14 protein-coding genes and 1 pseudogene are annotated in these 17931 nt (G+C 71.4%); 9 read left to right on the top strand and 6 right to left on the bottom strand.

Annotated features, from left to right (window positions below; translation table 11 throughout):
• Window positions 1-290 precede the first annotated feature (290 nt).
• On the top strand, window positions 291-422 hold the full coding sequence (locus AC07AZ_RS22630) for a hypothetical protein (RefSeq protein ID WP_356042501.1): 132 nt from the start codon (window positions 291-293) through the stop codon (window positions 420-422).
• Between the two features lie 102 nt (window positions 423-524).
• On the opposite strand, the gene AC07AZ_RS22625 is transcribed toward AC07AZ_RS22630, so the two are convergent.
• Window positions 525-2087: a purple acid phosphatase family protein gene (locus tag AC07AZ_RS22625; RefSeq protein WP_478850453.1), complete on the bottom strand. Its 1563-nt coding sequence runs from the start codon at window positions 2085-2087 to the stop codon at window positions 525-527.
• Between the two features lie 142 nt (window positions 2088-2229).
• Here AC07AZ_RS22625 and AC07AZ_RS22620 point away from each other — a divergent pair, with 142 nt between their 5' ends.
• From AC07AZ_RS22620 to cimA, 3 genes are all read left to right on the top strand, one after another.
• A complete protein-coding gene (locus AC07AZ_RS22620) occupies window positions 2230-3273 on the top strand; it encodes a 3-isopropylmalate dehydrogenase (RefSeq protein WP_478850451.1) in 1044 nt (347 codons plus the stop codon).
• A 250-nt stretch (window positions 3274-3523) separates the two neighbouring features.
• The gene (locus AC07AZ_RS22615) at window positions 3524-4615 is read left to right on the top strand and encodes a branched-chain amino acid aminotransferase (RefSeq protein WP_478850449.1); all 1092 of its coding nucleotides are present in this window, start codon (window positions 3524-3526) and stop codon (window positions 4613-4615) included.
• Window positions 4616-5341: 726 nt separating this feature from the next.
• Window positions 5342-6946 carry a citramalate synthase gene (gene cimA, locus AC07AZ_RS22610; protein WP_478850447.1) on the top strand — a complete coding sequence of 535 codons (1605 nt, stop codon included), beginning with the start codon at window positions 5342-5344 and terminating at the stop codon, window positions 6944-6946.
• Between the two features lie 47 nt (window positions 6947-6993).
• On the opposite strand, the pseudogene AC07AZ_RS22605 reads toward cimA, so the two are convergent.
• Window positions 6994-7553, bottom strand: a pseudogene (locus AC07AZ_RS22605) (glucosylceramidase); the annotation flags it as partial.
• Window positions 7554-7817: 264 nt separating this feature from the next.
• On the opposite strand from AC07AZ_RS22605, the gene AC07AZ_RS22600 reads away from it, so the two are divergent.
• From AC07AZ_RS22600 to AC07AZ_RS22590, 3 genes are all read left to right on the top strand, one after another.
• Window positions 7818-10841, top strand: a complete 3024-nt coding sequence (locus AC07AZ_RS22600) for a glycoside hydrolase family 3 protein (RefSeq protein WP_478850445.1) — start codon at window positions 7818-7820, stop codon at window positions 10839-10841.
• Between the two features lie 63 nt (window positions 10842-10904).
• The gene (locus AC07AZ_RS22595; protein WP_478850443.1) at window positions 10905-12278 is read left to right on the top strand and encodes a hypothetical protein; all 1374 of its coding nucleotides are present in this window, start codon (window positions 10905-10907) and stop codon (window positions 12276-12278) included.
• Between the two features lie 205 nt (window positions 12279-12483).
• Window positions 12484-13068 (top strand): YdeI/OmpD-associated family protein, encoded by a 585-nt coding sequence (locus AC07AZ_RS22590; RefSeq protein WP_478850441.1) that lies wholly within the window; start codon window positions 12484-12486, stop codon window positions 13066-13068.
• Window positions 13069-13144: 76 nt separating this feature from the next.
• Here the strand turns inward: AC07AZ_RS22590 and AC07AZ_RS22585 are convergent, their stop codons facing one another.
• A complete protein-coding gene (locus AC07AZ_RS22585) occupies window positions 13145-13765 on the bottom strand; it encodes a YceI family protein (protein WP_478850439.1) in 621 nt (206 codons plus the stop codon).
• Between the two features lie 459 nt (window positions 13766-14224).
• Here AC07AZ_RS22585 and AC07AZ_RS22580 point away from each other — a divergent pair, with 459 nt between their 5' ends.
• Both AC07AZ_RS22580 and AC07AZ_RS22575 read left to right on the top strand, forming a co-directional pair.
• Window positions 14225-15832 carry an acyl-CoA carboxylase subunit beta gene (locus tag AC07AZ_RS22580; protein WP_478850437.1) on the top strand — a complete coding sequence of 536 codons (1608 nt, stop codon included), beginning with the start codon at window positions 14225-14227 and terminating at the stop codon, window positions 15830-15832.
• Window positions 15833-15897: 65 nt separating this feature from the next.
• Window positions 15898-16089, top strand: coding sequence for an acyl-CoA carboxylase subunit epsilon (locus AC07AZ_RS22575; RefSeq protein WP_478850435.1), 192 nt, complete (start codon window positions 15898-15900; stop codon window positions 16087-16089).
• 182 nt (window positions 16090-16271) lie between these two features.
• Here the strand turns inward: AC07AZ_RS22575 and AC07AZ_RS22570 are convergent, their stop codons facing one another.
• From AC07AZ_RS22570 to AC07AZ_RS22560, 3 genes are all read right to left on the bottom strand, one after another.
• The gene (locus AC07AZ_RS22570) at window positions 16272-16853 is read right to left on the bottom strand and encodes a GTP-binding protein (protein ID WP_026248371.1); all 582 of its coding nucleotides are present in this window, start codon (window positions 16851-16853) and stop codon (window positions 16272-16274) included.
• A complete protein-coding gene (locus AC07AZ_RS22565) occupies window positions 16834-17415 on the bottom strand; it encodes a DUF742 domain-containing protein (RefSeq protein ID WP_478850433.1) in 582 nt (193 codons plus the stop codon). Before AC07AZ_RS22565 ends, AC07AZ_RS22570 begins: the two co-directional genes overlap by 20 nt.
• A gap of 94 nt (window positions 17416-17509) precedes the next feature.
• Entirely contained in the window at window positions 17510-17923 is a 414-nt protein-coding gene (locus tag AC07AZ_RS22560; protein WP_356035147.1) for a roadblock/LC7 domain-containing protein, read from the bottom strand.
• Window positions 17924-17931 lie beyond the last annotated feature (8 nt).

The raw sequence follows: 17931 nt of genomic DNA, 5'->3' as shown, positions 1-17931 counted from the left end.
TGCGGGCGGCCGTCCGGGAGCTTCGGGCGCTTCCGTCGGGGGAGAGGAAAGCGCAGGTCGCGCCGGTGTGAAGGGAGGCGCCGTCTCAGATAGTAGGAAGTCCGAGTAATTGTGGAGACAGACGCGCGCTCCTCGCCTACTTTTGTAGGAGCCGAACGTCTCGCTCGATCAAGCGAATGGCGGTCGTGAGCCGGGCCCCATGCAGGCAACCCCTGCGGCACCGCTCCCCGCCCCTTCCGGCGTCTCGTATTCCCCTTCCGCCTTCCGGAATTCGAAGGAGTCGATTCCCCATGGCCGAGACGACCGCCCGCCGACGAGTCCGCCACACCTCCCGTATCAGCGAGTCGGACCGCAAGAACGCGGCCGCCGCCCTCCAGCGCGCCCTCGACCGCCGGGACAACGGCGGTTCGACCGGTCACTGAACCGCCGGGCACCCACCGAGCCGCGCTCCGGTCACTGAGCCGCGGCCCGGAGGGGTAGAACCCTCATGCCGGGAGCCGCACCCGCCGGGGTGCGCCGCGGCCTCAACCGCCGCGCCGCACCTCGAAATGGTCGATGCGCTCACCGTTCTGCGCGAGCGCCGACACCGCGAGCCTCGGGGTGCTGCCGCTCACCGCCTCCACCGACAGCAGCGAGAAGCCCCGGTAGCGCACCCGCGACCACTCGACGCTCTCCTTGTCGGCATCCCCGGACCGGGTCCACCGGAAGGTGTCGACGGATTCGCCGCGGGTCACGTGCCCCTCGTAGCTCTCCTTCACCCCCGGCGGGAAGCCGTACAGGTCACGGCCGCCGCCGCCCGCCGTGACGTACACGGTCCCGTCCCGGGTGGGGTCCGTGCTCGCGCCGATCGGCACCGGCCTGCCGACGCGGCCGTCCTTGACGGCGTCGGTCCGCTCGTACACGTGGTTGTGCCCGTTGATCACCAGGTCCACCTGGTGCTTTGCGAACAGCGGCAGCCACTCGGCGCGGACGCCGCCGTCGGAGGCGTGCGAGGACGTCGAGTAGGCGCAGTGGTGGAAGAAGACGACCACGAAGTCGACCGCCGGGTCCGCGCGCAGCCCGGCCAGCTTCCGGTCCAGCCACACCGTCTGCCGGCCGCCCGTGTGACCGAGGTTGGCGGGAATCTCGTACGAGACGTCGTTGGCGTCCAGCGCGACGACCCCGACGTTGCCGTAGGTGAACGCGTAGGCGCCCGGGGTCGTGCGCGGGTCGAAGCCGCTGTCGGGCAGGGAGAAGCGGGCCAGCTGACCGCCGTAGCCCTCCGGCGAGTACCACGCCTCCATGTCGTGGTTGCCGGTGGTCACCATCCATGGCACCGACCTCGCGACCGGCTCGTTCTGCTTGAGGAACAGGTCCCAGAAGGCGGGGTCGTAGCCGTCGGTCTTCAGGCCCCGGCCGTTGCCGTCGGCGTAGCAGATGTCACCCGCGTGGAGGTGGAAGGCCGGCTTCCGGCGCAGCAGGACGTCGTCGTTGGCGGCGGCCGCCCGGCTCACGCCCTGGTCGCCGAAGGCGGTGAACACGAACGTCCGCGGGCTCACAGGTGCCGTGTCGAAGGAGGTGATCGTGCGCCGGTTGGCGGGCGAGGCCGGATCGAAGCCGTCGTGGCCGACGCCGTAGTAGTACGTCGTGCCGGGGTGCAGGCCGTCCAGGGCCGCGTGCAGGTAGTACTGGTCCAGCGCCGCCCGCACGCCCGTCAGTCCCGGGGTGTGCAGGTGGCGCACCTCGGCCTCGATCTTGTGGCTGAGCTGGTCGGGTCGCGGGCCGACGCGGATGTACGGCCTGCGGACCGTCAGCGGCACCTGCCAGGAGACCCGCATCTGCGTCTTCGGATCGGCGCCGAAGGCGAGATGGCGGCCGAAGGGGCGGACGACGGAGCCGTTCACGCGCTCCACGGGCGACGCGGAAGCCGGGGCTCTGCCGGCCGTGGCGCCCGCGCCCGAGCAGCCGCTCAGCAGGCCGCCCGCCACCGCGCCCGCCGTGACCAGGGTGCGGCGCCGGGTCAGTCTCGTGCGCAGGTACTCGTACTGCTCCGCCATGCTCATCCGGCGGGCGAGCCGCTCGGGGATGCCGACGTCCGGTGTCTCCATGTTCCTCACGTTCCCGCCGGAAGCCGACGGCCGCCCCACGCCCGGGTGAACGCACGGAGAAGGGCTGACGCCTTCCCCCGTGCGGGTGTCCGGATCGCGGACACCGCATGTCATCCCATGGGACAAGGAGTACGGTGCCGACATGTCTCGCAGCATCAATCTCGCAGTGATTCCCGGTGACGGCATCGGCCAGGAGGTCGTGGCCGAAGGTCTGAAGGTCCTCTCCGCCGTCCTTCCGCAGGATGTGAAGCTGGAGACCAAGGACTACGACTTCGGCGCCACGCGCTACCACGCGACCGGTGAGACCCTCACCGAGGCCGACCTCGACGCCCTCAGGCAGCACGACGCCATCCTGCTCGGCGCGATCGGCGACCCGTCGGTGCCGTCCGGTGTCCTGGAGCGCGGCTTCCTGCTCAAGCTCCGTTTCGCCTTCGACCACCACGTCAACCTGCGTCCGTCGAAGCTCCTTCCGGGTGTCGCCACCCCGCTCGCCGGCGAGCCGCACATCGACTTCGTCGTGGTCCGCGAGGGCACCGAGGGCCCGTACACCGGAAACGGCGGCACCATCCGCAAGGGCACCGAGCACGAGGTCGCCACCGAGGTGTCGGTCAACACCGCCTTCGGTGTGGAGCGCGTGGTCCGCGACGCCTTCGCCCGCGCCCAGGCCCGGCCGCGCAAGAAGCTGACCCTCGTCCACAAGAACAACGTGCTCACCTTCGCGGGTCACCTGTGGACGAACGTCTTCAACCGGGTGGCCGAGGAGTTCCCCGAGGTCACCACGGACTACATCCATGTGGACGCCGCGACGATCTACCTCGTCACGGACCCCGCGCGCTTCGACGTCATCGTCACCGACAACCTCTTCGGCGACATCATCACCGACCTCGCCGCGGCCGTCTCCGGCGGCATCGGCGTCGCCGCCTCCGGGAACATCAACCCGAGCGGCGAGTTCCCCTCCATGTTCGAGCCGGTGCACGGCTCGGCCCCGGACATCGCCGGCCAGGGCAAGGCCGACCCCAGCGCCACGGTCCTGTCCGTCGCCCTGCTGCTGCGCCACCTCGGATACGAGACCGAGGCGGCCCGCATCGAGGACGCCGTCTCCGCCGACCTCGCGGAGCGCACCGGGGGCCCCGCCCGCAGCACCGCCGAGATCGGCGACGCGCTGGCCGTACGAGTAGCCGGCTGACCCCGCGCCCCTCGAACCACCCTCGAAGCCGCCGGGTCACTCCGTACCCGGCGGCTTTCGTATGTCCCCGCCGGGTGCCACCATCATCCCCTGAGCCGCATTCACGCCGTTTTCGTCCACGGTCCCCGCTCTTGAGACAATCGAACGCGGAGCCGCGGAATGAGGGAATGCTCGGACGTCCTAGCACTGGCCACTGGCAGTACGGGCGTGAGCGCGGCCCGTCACTACAACCGGTGAAGGACAAGCATTCATGACGACGCCCACGACGATCGAACTCAAGCCGTCCGCCAGCCCGCTGGCCGACGCCGAGCGCGCGGCGCTCCTGGCCGACCCCGGGTTCGGCCGCCACTTCACCGACCACATGGTGACGATCAGGTGGACCGAGGGCCGCGGCTGGCACGACGGGCAGCTGGTGCCGTACGGCCCGCTCTCCCTCGACCCCGCCAACATGACACTGCACTACGCGCAGGAGATCTTCGAGGGCCTCAAGGCGTACCGCCAGCCCGACGGGAGCGTGGCCACCTTCCGCCCCGAGAAGAACGCCCGCCGCTTCCAGGCATCCGCGCGCCGGCTCGGCATGCCGGAGCTTCCGGTCGAGACGTTCATCGAGGCGTGCGACGCGCTGGTCCGCCAGGACCGTGACTGGGTCCCGGCGCACGGCGGCGAGGAGTCCCTCTACCTGCGCCCGTTCATGATCGCCACCGAGGTCGGACTCGGGGTGAAGCCCGCCAACGAGTACCTCTTCCTGGTGATCGCCTCCCCGGCCGGCGCGTACTTCCCCGGCGGCGTGCGGCCGGTCTCCATCTGGCTGTCCGAGGACCGCGTCCGCGCCGTGCCCGGCGGCATGGGCGACGCGAAGACCGGCGGCAACTACGCGGCCTCCCTCCTCGCCCAGGCCGAGGCCGCCGCCAAGGGCTGCGACCAGGTCTGCTACCTCGACGCGGTCGAGCACAAGTGGGTCGAGGAGCTCGGCGGGATGAACCTGTACTTCGTGTACGGGGACCGGATCGTCACGCCCGCCCTGACCGGCTCGATCCTGGAGGGCGTCACCCGGGACAGCCTGCTGACGGTCGCCCGCGACCTCGGCTACACCTCCGAGGAGGGACGCGTCTCCGTCGACCAGTGGCAGCGCGACGCCGAGAACGGCACCCTGACCGAGGTGTTCGCCTGCGGCACCGCCGCGGTCATCACCCCGGTCGGCACGGTCAAGCGTGCGGGCGCCGAGTGGCGGCAGTCCGGCGGTGAGCCCGGGAAGGTGACGCTCGCCCTGCGCGGGGCCCTGCTCGACATCCAGCGCGGTATCGCCGAGGACACCCACGGCTGGATGCACCGGCTGGGCTGAGCCCGGCCGGCGGTGACGGCGCCGGAGCCGGGCCGGAGCGAGATCAGAGCCCGTCTCCGGCGTGAGCCGGTTCCGCACGGCCCCGGACGTCGAGGGCGCCGGGCGCGGCGCGAGCAGCGGGTGGGCCACCGCGCCCACCGCGCCCGGCAGCAGGAAGCTGCGGTCCACCCCGCCGGTCAGGGGTGGCAGCGGGTCCCGGTACGACGGCGGGGACACGGCCGGCGGGCCGCTCGCGGCCGGGCGCCCGGGAGACGGTGGCGGGGATGTTCCGGCCGGCCCTGCACCAGTGGATCCCGTCTCGGGAAGGGCGGTTGACGACCTGGAGCGCCTCCGCGTCGTGGACCCGGCAGCGGGCGAAGCCGATGAGGGTGTCCTCGGGCATGTGCGCGAGTTCCTGGACCAGGACCTGTGCGGCCCGGACCACCCGCCGTTCGCATCCTGAGACGGACGGTGAGCGCGGCGGCGGCGTGTGCCAGACTGCCACCGTGCTCTCGTTCGCCACGATTATTGGCAGCAGGCGCGCCGGTCCGCAGTGACCGCCACGTACGACCAGGTACGGGCGGACACCGTCGCCCTCGACCCGCGCGCAGACCTCTCGCACCCGCGAGGGGTTTTTCGCTTTTCTGGCCCACCTCAAGCCGGGAGCGCAGCGCGAGGGATCATTGGAGGACGGTGGAGCCGGTCATTCCGGTACAGACCGAGATCCGACACAGGAGCCTTGACACCATGACGGAAACCAGCGAGCTCGACGACTCGTTCCACGTCTTCGACACCACCCTGCGCGACGGCGCCCAGCGCGAGGGCATCAACCTCACCGTCGCCGACAAGCTGGCCATCGCACGGCACCTGGACGACTTCGGCGTGGGCTTCATCGAGGGCGGCTGGCCCGGCGCCAACCCGCGTGACACCGAGTTCTTCGCCCGCGCCCGCGAGGAGATCGACTTCCGGCACGCCGAGCTCGTCGCGTTCGGCGCCACCCGCCGGGCCGGCGCGAAGGCGTCCGAGGACCCGCAGGTCAGAGCGCTCCTGGAGTCCGGCGCCCCGGTGATCACCCTGGTCGCGAAATCCCACGACCGGCACGTCGAACTCGCCCTGCGCACGACGCTGGAGGAGAACCTGGAGATGGTGCGGGACACCGTCTCCCACCTGTGCGCCCAGGGCCGCCGGGTGTTCGTCGACTGCGAGCACTTCTTCGACGGCTACCGCGCGAACCCCGAGTACGCCAAAGCCGTCGTCCGTACGGCGTCGGAGGCCGGCGCGAGCGTGGTCATCCTGTGCGACACCAACGGAGGCATGCTCCCCGCGCAGGTCCAGGCGGTCGTCTCGACCGTCCTGGCCGACACCGGCGCCCGCCTCGGCATCCACGCCCAGGACGACACGGGCTGCGCGGTCGCCAACACCCTCGCCGCGGTGGACGCCGGCGCGACCCACGTCCAGTGCACGGCCAACGGCTACGGCGAGCGGGTCGGCAACGCCAACCTGTTCCCGGTGGTGGCGGCCCTGGAGCTCAAGTACGGCAAGAAGGTCCTGCCCGAGGGGAAGCTGCGCGAGATGACCCGCACCTCGCACGCCATCGCGGAGGTCGTCAACCTCACCCCCTCCACGCACCAGCCCTACGTCGGCGTCTCGGCGTTCGCCCACAAGGCGGGCCTGCACGCCTCCGCGATCAAGGTCGACCCCGACCTCTACCAGCACATCGACCCCGAGCAGGTCGGCAACACCATGCGGATGCTGGTGTCCGACATGGCGGGCCGCGCGTCGATCGAGCTCAAGGGCAAGGAGCTCGGCGTCGACCTGGGCGGCGACCGCGAACTGGTCGGCCGGGTCGTCGAGCGGGTCAAGGAGCGCGAACTCCGGGGCTACACCTACGAAGCGGCCGACGCCTCCTTCGAGCTGCTGCTGCGCGCGGAGGTCGACGGCAAGCCTCTGAAGTACTTCGAGGTGGAGTCCTGGCGCGCCATCGTCGAGGACCGTCCCGACGGCAGCCACGCCAACGAGGCCACGGTCAAGCTGTGGGCCAAGAGCGAGCGCATCGTCGCCACCGCCGAGGGCAACGGCCCCGTCAACGCCCTGGACCGGGCGCTGCGGGTAGCCCTGGAGACGATCTACCCCCAGCTCGCCAAGCTGGAGCTCGTCGACTACAAGGTCCGCATCCTGGAGGGCGTGCACGGCACCCAGTCCACGACGCGGGTCCTCATCTCGACGTCCGACGGCACGGGGGAGTGGTCGACGGTGGGCGTGGCGGAGAACGTCATCGCCGCCTCCTGGCAGGCTCTGGAGGACGCGTACGCGTACGGGCTGCTGCGGGCGGGTGTGGAGCCCGCCGAGTAGGCACCGAGGGCGGGACCGCCCGGCGGGCCGGGCGGCCTCCGCACCGACGCTCCGGGCGTCCACAGCCGCCAGGAGGCCACGACGGTGAGGGACGGGTTCAGCCGCAGGGCCTGTTTCGTCAGCGGCACGACGTCGGCGAGGTCGTGCGCGAGGGAGAACCGGGACAGCGGGGGATCGGTCTGTCCGGCCGGCACGTCGTCGTAGGTGTAGCCGTACCGGGCCAGGTCCGAGGCGCCCATCGGGTTGCGCAGGAACGACAGGCCGATCCCCTGCGCCGGTGAGAACAGCTTCGTCATGGCGGCGTCCCGGGCCGCCGGGTCAGCGCCCCGCTGCTGTTCATCAGCCAGGCCGCGGTGTCGGTGAAGGAGGCGCCGCCGCCGGTGAAGGTCTGGTAGCGGGTGTTCTCGTCCACGGTGATGTTCTCGCCGCCGCCGCCGGTGCCGGACTGGAAGGCGAACGGCGTCTGGGCCTGGAGGCCGCGGACCACATGGCGTCCGCCGGTGTCGTCGGTGGTGGTCAGCCAGGCGGTGACCTGCTCGCCGGCCGCGTGCGCCGGCCCGGTCGCGGCAGTGAACCCGGCGGTCGTCAGTAGCCCGGCGAGTAGCAGCCGGACCGCCCGGGTGGATCTCCTCGTGGTGCGCCGCCCTTCGAGAGGTGGGGGATGGGAGGCGTGCGAGGCGTGAGTAAAGGGCGACTTTGTGTACACGTCAAGGGGGTGCGCGTTCACTTTCCGAAGTGACGGCCGCTTCGATCCGGCCGCACCCCGGACTCGCACCGGTCCGGTGCGACGTCTTGACGGCCTCACGGGGCGCCAGTTAACTCACGGCGTGAGCTAAGTCATGAGTGGACTACGAGAGCCGAGGAATGGTCCATGCGAAGAACCGCCCTGCTCGCCTCCGCCGCACTTCTCACCACCCTGCTCCCGCTCGCCACCGCCGCCACGGCGTCCGGCGCCGACGACCCCGCCCCCGCGGCCGTCGACCGCTTCGAGGGCGAGGTGCCCTTCGCCGCCCAGCCCGCCGAGGGCCTCTTCACCTGGGGCGGCGACACCGACGACCCGCCCACCCTCGCGCTGACCGCCCGGGACGACGCGCCCGAGGGCGCCAAGGTCCTCTCCGGGACCTACGACATCAGCGGCTACGGCGGCTTCACCCACGACTACGCCGCCGACCGGCCCGCCCACGACTGGTCCGCCCACCAGGGCGTCCGCTTCTGGTGGGAGGGCCGCGGCAGCGGCAGGAAGATCGCCTTCGAGATCAAGGACGGCGGCGCCCACGGCGAGGCCTCCGAGCTCTGGACGACCTCCTTCACCGACGACTTCACCGGCTGGAAACAGATCTCGCTGCCCTTCACCGACTTCACCTATCGCACGGACTACCAGCCCGTCGGCGGCATCGACCACGTCCTGGGCCTGACCCGGATGTGGGGATACGCCCTCACCCTGCCCACCGGCGTCAAGGGCACGTTCGCCATGGACGACGTCGAGGTGTACGGCAGGGCCGACCAGTCGCTGCGCGCCTCCGTCACCACCGACTCCGCCGTCCACCCGGTCCGGGAGGGCGCCGCGGCCTCGGTCCGGATCACCGTCGCCACGACCGGCTCCGCCCCGATCGACGAACCCGTGACCGTCGCCTACGAGACGACCGCCGACGGCACCGCCCGGCCGGGCCGGGACTACACCCCGGTCAGCGGCACGATCACCTTCCCCGCCGGCACCGCCTCCGGCACCTCCCGCACCGTGCGTGTGCGTACGCTCGGGGACAAGGCCGCCGAGGCCGCCGAGACGATCCCGCTCGAGCTGACCGTCACCGGCGCCAAGGCCCCGGCCGAGACCCCGCAGGTGGTGATCGACGCCCACGGACTGCCGTACCTGAACCCGAAACTGCCGGTCAGGAAGCGGGTCGCCGACCTCGTGTCCCGGCTGTCCCTGGCGGAGAAGGCCGGCCAGATGACCCAGGCCGAACGCGGCGCGGTCACCGCCCCCGGCGACATCGCCGCCTACGCGCTCGGCTCGCTGCTGTCCGGCGGCGGCTCCACCCCGACGCCCAACACCCCCGAGGGGTGGGCGAAGATGATCGACGCCTTCCAGCTGCGGACGCGGGCCACCCGCTTCCAGATCCCGCTGATCTACGGCGTCGACGCGGTGCACGGCCACAACAACCTCGTCGGTGCCACCGTCATGCCGCACAACATCGGCATCGGGGCTACCCGGGACCCCCGGCTCGCCGGGCGCACCGGCGCGGTGACCGCCGCGGAGGTCCGCGCCACCGGCATCCCCTGGGACTTCGCGCCCTGCCTCTGCGTCAGCCGCGACGAACGCTGGGGCCGCTCGTACGAGTCGTTCGGCGAGGACCCGGCGCTGGTGAAGTCCATGGAGACCGTCGTCCAGGGCCTCCAGGGCGCCCGGGACGGCAGCGACCTCAAGGACCACGACAAGGTCCTGGCCACGGCCAAGCACTTCGTGGGTGACGGCGGCACCGGCTACGGCACCTCCACCACCGGGACGTACACCATCGACCAGGGCGTCACCAGGGTCACCCGGCAGCAGCTGGAGGCCGTCCACCTGACCCCGTTCCAGGAGGCCGTCGACCGCGGGGTCGGCTCGGTCATGCCCTCGTACTCCTCCCTCGACGTCATCGGCGACGGCAGGGGCCCGGTCAAGATGCACGCCCGCGCCGACATGATCAACGGGGTCCTGAAGAACCGCATGGGCTTCGACGGCTTCGTCATCAGCGACTGGGCCGGGATCGACCAGATCCCCGGCGACTACGCCTCGGACGTCCGGACGTCGGTCAACGCGGGCCTCGACATGATCATGGTCCCGTACGCCTACAAGGACTTCGGCTCCACGCTCGTGAGCGAGGTCGAGGCCGGCCGGATCAGCGAGCGCCGGATCGACGACGCCGTGTCCCGCATCCTCACCCAGAAGTTCCGGCTCGGCCTCTTCGAGCACCCCTACGCCGACACCACCGGCGCCGCGGCCATCGGCTCGCCCGCCCACCGGGCCGTGGCACGCCGGGCGGCGGCCGAGTCCCAGGTGCTGCTGAAGAACGCCGGCGGGGTGCTGCCCCTGAAGAAGTCGCAGAGGGTCTACGTGGCCGGGTCCAACGCCGACGACATCGGCAACCAGACCGGCGGCTGGACCGTCACCTGGCAGGGCTCCTCCGGAGACATCACCCCGGGCACCACCGTCCTCGCGGGGCTGCGGAAGGCCGGTGGCGACGTCACCTACTCCAAGGACGCCTCGGCGCCCACGCGGGGCTACGACGTCGGTGTGGTCGTCGTCGGCGAGACCCCGTACGCCGAGGGCGTCGGAGACGTCGGCAACGGCAACGACCTGGAGCTGACCGCCGCCAACCGGGCGGCCGTGGACCGGGTGTGTGCCGCCATGAAGTGCGCGGTCCTGATCGTCTCCGGACGCCCCCAGCTCATCGGTGACCGGCTCGGCGACATCGACGCCCTGGTGGCCTCCTGGCTGCCGGGCACCGAGGGCGACGGCGTCGCAGACGTCCTCTACGGCAGGCGGCCCTTCACCGGGCGGCTCCCGGTCACCTGGCCCCGGTCGGAGGCCCAGCTGCCGATCAACGTCGGCGACACGGCGTACGACCCGCAGTTCCCGTACGGCTGGGGCCTGACGACCCTGGCGAAGGTGCCGCGCGGCGGCGCGAGCACGCTGAAGGTGCTCGCCGCGGCGGCCGCGGTGGCCGAGCGCACCGGGGCGCGGGAGGCGGGCGGCGCGCTCGTCGCCCGGGCCCGGCTGATCGTGCAGCAGCGGGTGGGCGGCCGTCTCACGGCGGCGGTGTCGAAGCCGTTCGCGGACGCCGACCACCTCCTGCTGACCGGCCGGTACGGCGCGGCCGTGCTGAAGCTGCGGGAGGCATACCGGGCGGCCTGAGCCGGACGGCACCTCCCACCAGCGTCATGTCATGTTCTGGGAGGCTTCGGGTAGCGTCGAACCATGAAGGCCGCCTACCGGACCCGAAGCCTCCCAGGGCTGCTGTCGGCCCTGGTGCTCGCCGCCCTGGCCGTGCTGGCGGTGGGGCCCGGGCCCGCGTCCGCCGCCACGGACGTCTCCACCGTCGCCGAAGCGCTGCGGGAGAGCCCCGTGTACGTCGACCCGGCAGCGAGGTCCCAGCTGTCCGCGGCCGACGCCGACGCCCTGGCACGGCAGATCAAGGCGGCGGACAGGCCCCTGTTCGTCGCGGTGCTGCCCGCCGGATACCCGACCCAGGACCTGTTCACCAAGCTGCGCACCGACACCGGCGTCACCGGGCTCTACGCGATCCGCCTCGGCGACCGCTTCGACGCCCGCGCCGACTCCGTCGTCCTGCCCCGCACCGCCGTGCGGAACCTCGTCACCAGCGTGCGCGGGGAGGACGCCCGGGCCCAGCTGAACGACTTCACCCGCAACGCCCTCACCACCATGCGCGGCTCCGCGCCCTCGTCCTGGGGCACCTCCCACCACGGCGGCACCGGTGTGTCCACCACCGCCCTGATCACCGTCGGCGCGGTGCTGGTGGCCGGCGGGGCGGGGACGTACACGCTCGTCAGGCGGAACCGGCGGCGTGGGGAGGAGGAGCGGCGGGCCGCGCTGGAGCGGCTGCGGGTCGTGGTCGACGAGGACATCACGGCCTTCGGCGAGGAACTCGACCGCCTCGACTTCCATCCGGCGGAGGCGGGCGCCGACGACAGCATGCGCGCCGACTACGAACGCGCGCTGGACGCCTACGAACAGGCGAAGACGTACATGGCGCAGGCGCGGCGGCCCGAGGACGTACGGGCGGTCACCGGGGCCCTGGAGGACGGCCGCTTCTCGCTCGCCCAGCTCGCCGCCCGCCGCGGAGGTCTGCCCCTGCCCGAACGCCGGCCGCCCTGCTTCTTCGACCCCCGCCACGGCCCCTCGGTCGCCGACGCCCCGTGGACCCCGCAGGCCGGGGTGCCCCGCGAGGTTCCCGTCTGCGCGGCCGACCGGACCCGGCTGGCGGACGGCCGCGACCCGATGGTCCGCGAGGTCGACACCGACCAGGGCCGCCGCCCCTACTGGGACGCGGGCCCGGCCTACGGCCCCTGGGCGGGTGGCTACTTCGGCGGCGGCATCCTGCCCGGCCTGCTGGTCGGCACGGTCCTCGGCAGCATGATGGCCGCCCCCGCCTACGCGGCCGACTACGGCTCCGGCTACGGGGACTTCGGCGGCTTCGACGGCGGCGACGTCTCCGGCGCCGACTTCGACCCCGGCGACTTCGGCGGCGGCTTCGACGGCGGCGGGGGAGGCGACTTCGGCGGGGGCTTCGACGGGGGCGGGGGAGGGGACTTCGGCGGCGGCGGGTTCTGACCGCGCCGGGCGACGCTCGCACGACGTTTCCGGCATGGGGGGATCTGTCACTGGATCATGAGAACTCCGCCGGTACCCGCGCAGGGGGCACGCAAGGGGCAGGATCCGGCCGCCCCCGGGCGGCTCCGGTCGGCGCGACAGGGCTTTGCCCCGGGCACACGGTTCGGTGCCCCACGGGCACACCTTTGGGGCCTACGGTCGTCCCATGTCGCCTTCCGAGACGCCGACGCCGATGCCGGAGCCCCGGACCTTCGCCTCCGCGGCCGCCCTGGACGCCTGGCTGACCGCCCATCCGGCGCCGCACCCGGGCCTGTGGGTGCAGGTCGCCAGGAAGGGCTCGGGTCTGCCGTCGGTCACGGCGGGCGAGGTCAACGACGTGGCCCTGTGCCACGGCTGGATCACGGGTCAGCGCAAGGGACTCGCCGCCGCGTACTACCTCCAGAGGATCACCCCGCGCCGGCCGGGCAGTCTCTGGTCGATGGTCAACGTACGGCGGGTGGAGGAGCTGTCCGCGGCCGGCTGGATGCGCCCCGCCGGACTGGCCGAGGTGGCCGCCGCGCAGGCGGACGGGCGGTGGGAGGCGGCGTACGCCTCGCAGAAGGAGGCCGCCGTCCCCGGCGACCTGGCGGCCGCGCTGGAGCGCAGTCCGCGCGCCGGGGAGGTCTTCGGCAGGCTCGGCCGGACCGACCGGTACCTCGTCATGCTCGGCCTGCTCAGGGCCCGGACCCCGCAGAGCCGGGCGGCCCGGCTGGCGGCCGTGATCGCGAAGCTGGAATCCGCCTCCGAGTGACCGCCGGGTACGACCGAGCGCCCGTCTTCCACAGGGTGTGGAGGGCGGGCGCTCTCGGGTCCTGCGGGCCGGCGGCTCAGACGTTCTTGATCGCCGAGATGTCGAAGTTCAGCTTGATCTTGTCGGAGATCAGCACGCCGCCGGTCTCCAGCGCGGCGTTCCAGCTCAGGCCGAACTCGGAGCGCAGGATCTCCGCCTTGCCCTCGAAGCCGACGCGGTCGTTGCCGAAGGGGTCCTTCGCGGCGCCGTTGAACTCCAGGTCGATGGTGAGCGGCCGGGTGACGCCGAGGATCTGCAGGTCACCGGTGATCCGGTAGTCGTCGCCGCCGAGGGACTCCGCCTGGGTGGAGCGGAAGGTCATCGTCGGGAACTCGTCCGTCTTGAAGAAGTCGGCGCTCTTGAGGTGGCCGTCGCGGTCGGCCGAACCCGTGTCGATGCTGTCCATCGTGACGTCGAGGGACGCCGTGGACTTCGACGGGTCGGCGCCGTCGAGGTGCAGCGTGCCGCTGAAGTCGAGGAACTTGCCCTTGACGTTGGTGACCATCGCGTGGCGGGCGACGAAGCCGATCGAGGTGTGGGACGGGTCGATCGTGTAGTCGCCGCTGATTGCGGCCAGCTCGGGGTTCACGGCGGCGGGTGCGCCGGTCGTGAGGCTGGTGCCGTCGGTGGTGTCGGTCTTGCGGCCGAAGATGCCCATGATGTTCTCCTGACGAGAGGATGTTGAATGTTCAACGAGGCCAACACGGATGACCGTAGTCCTATTCCGTTCAATGTTCAACATCCTCGGCGGGGATGTCCAGGGGGATCGGGATATCCAGGGGGATATCGTGAGGACTGACCCGTTCGGGCTAGTCGCGCGGGATTTTCGCGGGGACCTGGCGTGCGGACCGCTCCAGGCGGGTGAATTGGTCCAGACCCTTGCGGTAGAGCGCCCGCCGGGCCCGCCCGGGGTCACCGGGGCAGGGGCGCGCCGCCCGCGGATGTGAGGTGACTCTCAGCCCGCCTCTTTGTGTGACCTCTACAAGCCTGACGCCCCCTGAGCAGTCAGAAGCCCTGCACGCCACCCCGGTTCTGTATAGGGGTACCAGGAAAACGGGTCGGAGACTGTACGGAGTCGACGGCTCGCTTTCCTTGCCGGACTTCGTAAGGTCGCTACATGACCGTTTTGGATGAGGCGCCGGGTGAGTCGACCAGCGAGCCGACGGGTGAGCCGACGGACGCCCGCGGGCGAGTGGCCGAGTTGCACGAGATCCGTGCGCAGGCACTGGCCGGCCCCAGCGAGAAGGCGACCGCGGCGCAGCACGCCAAGGGCAAGCTGACCGCCCGGGAGCGCATCGAGCTGCTCCTGGACCCGGGCACCTTCCGGGAGGTCGAGCAGCTGCGCCGGCACCGGGCGACCGGCTTCGGCCTGGAGGCCAAGAGGCCGCACACCGACGGTGTCATCACCGGCTGGGGCACGGTGGAGGGCTGTACGGTCTTCGTCTACGCCCACGACTTCCGCATCTTCGGCGGCGCCCTCGGCGAGGCCCACGCCACGAAGATCCACAAGATCATGGACATGGCCATCGCGGCCGGGGCGCCCCTGGTGTCCCTGAACGACGGCGCCGGTGCCCGTATCCAGGAGGGCGTCAGCGCGCTCGCCGGCTACGGCGGCATCTTCCAGCGCAACACCCGGGCCTCCGGCGTCATCCCGCAGATCAGCGTGATGCTCGGCCCGTGCGCGGGGGGCGCGGCCTACAGCCCCGCCCTGACCGACTTCGTCTTCATGGTCCGCGAGACCTCGCAGATGTTCATCACCGGCCCGGACGTCGTCAAGGCGGTCACCGGCGAGGAGATCACCCAGAACGGCCTGGGCGGCGCCGACGTGCACGCCGAGACCAGCGGTGTCTGCCACTTCGCCTACGACGACGAGGAGACGTGCATCGCCGAGGTGCGCTACCTCCTGTCGATGCTCCCGCAGAACAACCGGGAGAACCCGCCGCGCGTGGAGCCCACCGACGCGGCCGACCGGCGCTCCGACGTCCTCCTGGACCTGGTCCCGGCGGACGGCAACCGCCCCTACGACATGGCCAAGGTCATCGAGGAGATCGTCGACGACGGCGACTACCTGGAGATCCACGAGCGCTGGGCCCGCAACATCATCTGCGCCCTGGCCCGTCTCGACGGCCAGGTGGTGGGCATCGTCGCCAACCAGCCGCAGTCCCTGGCGGGCGTCCTGGACATCGAGGCCAGTGAGAAGGCCGCGCGCTTCGTCCAGATGTGCGACGCCTTCAACATCCCGATCGTCACCTTCCTCGACGTGCCCGGCTTCCTCCCCGGTGTCGACCAGGAGCACGGCGGGATCATCCGCCACGGCGCCAAGCTCCTCTACGCCTACTGCAACGCGACCGTCCCGCGGATCTCCCTCATCCTGCGCAAGGCCTACGGGGGCGCCTACATCGTCATGGACAGCCAGTCCATCGGCGCCGACCTCACGTACGCCTGGCCGACGAACGAGATCGCCGTGATGGGCGCGGAAGGCGCCGCCAACGTCATCTTCCGCCGCCAGATCGCCGGGGCCGAGGACCCCGAGGCCATGCGGGCCCGCATGGTCAAGGAGTACAAGTCCGAGCTCATGCACCCGTACTACGCGGCCGAGCGCGGACTGGTGGACGACGTGATCGACCCCGCCGAGACCCGCGAGGTCCTGATCCAGTCACTGGCGATGCTGCACAGCAAGCACGCCGACCTGCCCTCCCGCAAGCACGGCAACCCCCCGCAGTAGTCCAGCGGATCCGAGGTAACCCACCGGTTGCCCCGCGGAAACCTCATCCACGGAGACTGAGACCTATGACGACCCCTGACATCCGTGTCGAGAAGGGCCACGCCGGCCCCGAGGAAGTCGCCGCGATCACGGCCGTCCTCCTGGCCCGCGCGGCGGCCGCCCCGGCGGCCCCCACCCACCGCAAGCACCCCAAGGCCGGCTGGCGCCGCCTGGAGCGCGAGCCCGGCTTCCGCGCACCGCACAGCTGGCACGGCTGAGTCACAACCGACCGCCGCCGGCCGTCCCGTCGTACGACGCAAGGGGGCCCCTCCGCACGGAGGGGCCCCATTCGCGTGCGCGGGGGCACGAAAAGCCGGGCCCCCTCCCACGCGGAGGGGGCCCGGCTTTCTTGTCGCTGTGTTCCCGTGTTCCCGTGTTCCGTGTTCCCGGGTGCCGCGTGCTAGCGCAGACGCGCCATCAGCGCGTGCTCCACCAGCGTGATCAGCGCCGACTTGGCGTCCGCGCGGTGGCGGGCGTCCGTCGTGATGATCGGGGTGTCCGGGCCGATCTGCAGCGCCTCGCGGACCTCGTCCGGGTTGTACGGCTGGTTGCCGTCGAAACCGTTGAGGGCGATCACGAAGGGCAGTCCGCTGTTCTCGAAGTAGTCGACGGCCGGGAAGCAGTCGGCGAGACGGCGGGTGTCGACCAGGACGATCGCGCCGATGGCGCCGCGCACCAGGTCGTCCCACATGAACCAGAAACGGTCCTGGCCCGGGGTACCGAAGAGGTACAGGATCAGGTCCTGGTCCAGGGTGATGCGGCCGAAGTCCATGGCCACCGTGGTGGTGGTCTTGTCCCCGGTGTGGGTCAGGTCGTCGATGCCCGCCGAAGCAGACGTCATGACGGCCTCGGTACGCAGCGGGTTGATCTCCGAGACGGCCCCGACGAACGTGGTCTTGCCCACGCCGAAGCCACCCGCCACCACGATCTTCGCCGAGGTGGTGGAGCGGGAAGGACCGCCGCTAGAGCTTGCGAAGTCCACTGAGCACCCTTTCGAGCAGTGTCACGTCTGGCTGGCCGCCGGCGTTCTCGTCGCCGCCGGGCTGATGGATGGCGACCAGGCCCGCCTCCGCCAAGTCGGCGACGAGGATCCTGGCCACGCCGAGAGGGATCGTCAGGAGGGCCGAGATCTCGGCCACCGACTTGATCTCCCGGCAGAGGTTGCAGATCCGCTGATGCTCGGGCAGCTGGCCCTGCATCTGGTGCGGCTGCGCGGTGGTGTGCACCAGTGCCTCGATGGCGAGCTGGTACCGCGGCCTGGTGCGGCCGCCCGTCATGGCGTACGGGCGCACCAGGGGATTGCTGGCCGAGCCGGCGGGCGCCGACTCGGGGGCCCGCCGCTGCGGCTGCACGGGCTGGATGCGCGGCGCGGGCGGCTGGTCGTACGGCGAGGGTCCGGGACCCTGGGGCGCGTACGGCTGCTGGTGCCGGCTCGGGGCGGAGGGGAAGTTGTAACGGTTCGGGTTCTGGGAACCGTCGTTCGGACCCTGGGCAGGGCCGTACGACCAGTTGCCCGAAGACGAACCGCCTGGGGGTGTTGCCACTTTCTCCTCCTCCGACTGTGCCGGGCACCCATCAATGTGGAGCCGCGTCTCGAAACCTTATGGCCTCGGGACGCCAAAACGCACGGTCTGACTGTTAGTTGAGCAGGCTCCCCTGGAGCTCCGCACGCAGATCGGGCGTCAGGACAGTACCGGCACGGTCCACCAGAAGGGCCATCTCGTACCCGATGAGGCCGATGTCCGCCTCCGGATGTGCCAGAACCGCGAGCGAGGAACCGTCGGAGATGGACATGAGGAAGAGGAATCCCCGCTCCATCTCCACAACCGTCTGGTTCACGCTGCCACCCTCGAAGATGCGGGAGGCACCTGCCGTCAGGGAGGTCAGGCCGGACGCGACGGCCGCGAGCTGGTCGGCGCGGTCGCGCGGAAAGCCTTCGGACATCGCCAGAAGGAGTCCGTCGGCGGAGACCACCACCGTGTGGGACACACCGGGGGTGTTGTCCACGAAGTTGGTGATCACCCAGTTCAGGTTCTGTGCCGCCTGGCTCATCGGGCTCA

Source organism: Streptomyces sp. NPDC043878, assembly GCF_056435735.1.
Note: the sequence above shows the minus strand (reverse complement) of the source record. Positions and strands in the feature narration are given on the sequence as shown.

What these genes read in the sequence shown, in the direction of transcription:
- AC07AZ_RS22595 (WP_478850443.1), top strand. Translation starts at nt 10,905, where the DNA reads ATGAAGGCCGCCTACCGGACCCGAAGCCTCCCAGGGCTGCTGTCGGCC.
- AC07AZ_RS22625 (WP_478850453.1), bottom strand. Translation starts at nt 2,087, where the DNA reads ATGGAGACACCGGACGTCGGCATCCCCGAGCGGCTCGCCCGCCGGATG.
- AC07AZ_RS22615 (WP_478850449.1), top strand. Translation starts at nt 3,524, where the DNA reads ATGACGACGCCCACGACGATCGAACTCAAGCCGTCCGCCAGCCCGCTG.
- AC07AZ_RS22560 (WP_356035147.1), bottom strand. Translation starts at nt 17,923, where the DNA reads ATGAGCCAGGCGGCACAGAACCTGAACTGGGTGATCACCAACTTCGTG.
- AC07AZ_RS22590 (WP_478850441.1), top strand. Translation starts at nt 12,484, where the DNA reads ATGTCGCCTTCCGAGACGCCGACGCCGATGCCGGAGCCCCGGACCTTC.
- AC07AZ_RS22575 (WP_478850435.1), top strand. Translation starts at nt 15,898, where the DNA reads ATGACGACCCCTGACATCCGTGTCGAGAAGGGCCACGCCGGCCCCGAG.
- AC07AZ_RS22585 (WP_478850439.1), bottom strand. Translation starts at nt 13,765, where the DNA reads ATGGGCATCTTCGGCCGCAAGACCGACACCACCGACGGCACCAGCCTC.
- AC07AZ_RS22580 (WP_478850437.1), top strand. Translation starts at nt 14,225, where the DNA reads ATGACCGTTTTGGATGAGGCGCCGGGTGAGTCGACCAGCGAGCCGACG.
- AC07AZ_RS22600 (WP_478850445.1), top strand. Translation starts at nt 7,818, where the DNA reads ATGCGAAGAACCGCCCTGCTCGCCTCCGCCGCACTTCTCACCACCCTG.
- cimA (WP_478850447.1), top strand. Translation starts at nt 5,342, where the DNA reads ATGACGGAAACCAGCGAGCTCGACGACTCGTTCCACGTCTTCGACACC.
- AC07AZ_RS22630 (WP_356042501.1), top strand. Translation starts at nt 291, where the DNA reads ATGGCCGAGACGACCGCCCGCCGACGAGTCCGCCACACCTCCCGTATC.
- AC07AZ_RS22620 (WP_478850451.1), top strand. Translation starts at nt 2,230, where the DNA reads ATGTCTCGCAGCATCAATCTCGCAGTGATTCCCGGTGACGGCATCGGC.